Source organism: Aeromonas sp. LsrichE-8G (genome assembly GCF_022869435.1).
Taxonomy (GTDB): Bacteria; Pseudomonadota; Gammaproteobacteria; order Enterobacterales; family Aeromonadaceae; genus Aeromonas; species Aeromonas caviae.
Genome location: NZ_JALIHH010000136.1, coordinates 1 through 2,189 on the forward strand (window position 1 = coordinate 1; position 2,189 = coordinate 2,189).

The following is a 2,189-nucleotide window of genomic DNA, read 5'->3' on the forward strand; positions in this document are numbered from 1 at the left end:
GGTCAGCGGCAGGCCGGGTGGTGGCGTAATGGGTTTGCTCATGACGTGATGGTGCCAAGCTGGCGGGATCAGGCAAGGGGCAACAGTGGATCAAGGGATGATCGTCTCACTTTTTCCTGTCAATGCCATCTGGGTGAACAGTTACCTCCCCACGATGTGAGCACACGCCGTAGCTCCCTTTGCGCCACAGCACATAGCCGCGCAGCGCGCGCTCGGCCTCATTATTCGTCAGCGGAATATCGTCATCACTCATAAACCGCCACAGCATCTCGTCATCCTTGATGAGCCACTCGCAGCGCCCCCGATAGCGCTTCGAGCAGAGCAGCCGTCCTTGCGCTAACTGCTTTAACCAGCTCTGCCGATAGCGCCTGAGTCGGTGCTGATAGCACACCTTGCTCAAGGTGCCAGTCTCATAGCGATGGCGAACCCGAAACACACTGTTGGCCAGCAGCACCAGCCTGGCACCGATGGACTGATTAACCTGCTCGCCACTTTGGGCGACGGCAACCACGTTGCGCAGCACATGGGCCCAACAGAGTTGGCGCTGACTCGAATCGACAAACCGGTAGCCAGCATACTGGTCCGTCACCAGCACGCCGACCAGCTCTGACCCCAGCAGGCGCTTGGCTGCGTCGATACCACGGCCGTAGGCGGTCATGAAGCAAACCGCTATCTTGCTCAGTGCCATCCACATCCAGCGCCGCTCGCCGCCCCGTTGATGGTGGGTCTCGTCGGCGTGGATAAGTGAGGCCGACTGGACCTGCTGCTTGATAGCTTGGTGAGTGGGCGTCAGCATGGCACTGACCCGTCCTTGTGCTTCGCTGATGGCCCCGCGACTAAAACCCAGACCAAAGTGTTGCTTAAGCTGCTGCTGTATCTGGGTGACACTCTGATGGAACTGACCACTTTGCAGCGCGATATAGCTGAGCCGATTCGGGCCCATCTGGGTGTCGCTGACCGAGTCAGGCAGTGCGGCATCCACCGTGTGAATGCACCGGGTACAGGTGGCGCGAAACAGCTGATGCTCGGTAACGAAGTAGCTCACCTCTGGTAGGTCAAACACCTGATGCGCTCGATAAGGTTTGTCATGCGCCAGCACGTTGCCACCACAGCAGGGGCAATCCGATGCCGGGTAGTGAGCTTCCACGGACAGACGGGCATCGTGCGCATGGCTCATGGCGCATCCGCCGCTGCCCTTTGTGGCCAGGCTGTGCACCGCGTTTTTTACCGGAAGCCGGACGCGGCCTGGCCGGTTGTGCTGCCAGGGCCATCACTGGAGGGCGGCCTGGAGGAGTTGCCGCTGTGTTGATTAAGGCGCTCCTCCAACTCGGTGATACGGTCCAGGAGCTTGTATATCAGCTCGTGGGCCTGTTCGATAGTCAGAGCGTTAACCGCTGGTGTCGAGAGCTTTTTGGTCATGCCAGCAAGCATGCAATACGGGCGGGATCATGCAACAGGCTGATTGCGATCAAGAGACGATCGTCTCATTTTTCCTGTCAAGCCACTCTCGGTGAACGGTTACGGTATCCTCCTGGCACCACTGCACGAACTCGCCGCTGTTGAAGCTGTAGTGATCCCCGTGAAAGACCCCGTGGGCCTCGATCAGTCCGATGGCTTTGTCGATCTCCATGATTGGCCTCCTGGCACTGTGCTGCTCTCTTTAAGCTTAGCGAGCAGGAAGGCGTAGGGTCGATTAGCGCAGCGTAATCGTCCACGCCATCGGCACCGTGGTGATTGGAATAAAGGAAGATAAGAGGGGTCGCAGCGAGACAGTGGAAGCCGGTTTTCGCGAGCGTCTGATTACGCTTCGCTAATCAAACCTACGGCCCTTTTCGATCTTGAGCTGCCCATACAGTGGGATTTCGACAACTGATTTATAGCGGTGCAGTTCTCCCTGTTGATGACACCCAACGGTTACTTTCCCTCACCCTGATCCTCTCCCAATGAGAGAGGCGGTATGCTATTCACATCAAGCGTAATAAGCACAGAGCAAGCCATATTGTTCATTGCACCTTACGTGCTTAATCGTCAGAATAGTTGTATCTCCGACATTCCGCACCTGATTTAGGAATAAATTTGCCGATAGCGCTCACCCAATACCTCCAAAATGATCTGCTGGTCTCCTGTTAGCTCCGTTACTTGTGGCGGAGCTTCTCCCAGTCGATATTCATGGATGCCACCAAAGCGCA

The 2,189-nt window shown here is 56.9% G+C and carries 1 protein-coding gene and 1 pseudogene; both read right to left on the reverse strand.

The window, feature by feature from the left end; all coding sequences use genetic code 11:
- Positions 1–145 precede the first annotated feature (145 nt).
- Positions 146–1,419, reverse strand: a pseudogene (locus MUW49_RS17425) (IS66 family transposase); the annotation flags it as partial.
- Positions 1,420–1,468: 49 nt separating this feature from the next.
- Positions 1,469–1,630, reverse strand: a complete 162-nt coding sequence (locus tag MUW49_RS17430) for a hypothetical protein (protein WP_171865755.1) — start codon at positions 1,628–1,630, stop codon at positions 1,469–1,471.
- Positions 1,631–2,189: the final 559 nt, after the last annotated feature.

What these genes read in the sequence shown, in the direction of transcription:
- MUW49_RS17430 (WP_171865755.1), bottom strand. Translation starts at nt 1,630, where the DNA reads ATGGAGATCGACAAAGCCATCGGACTGATCGAGGCCCACGGGGTCTTT.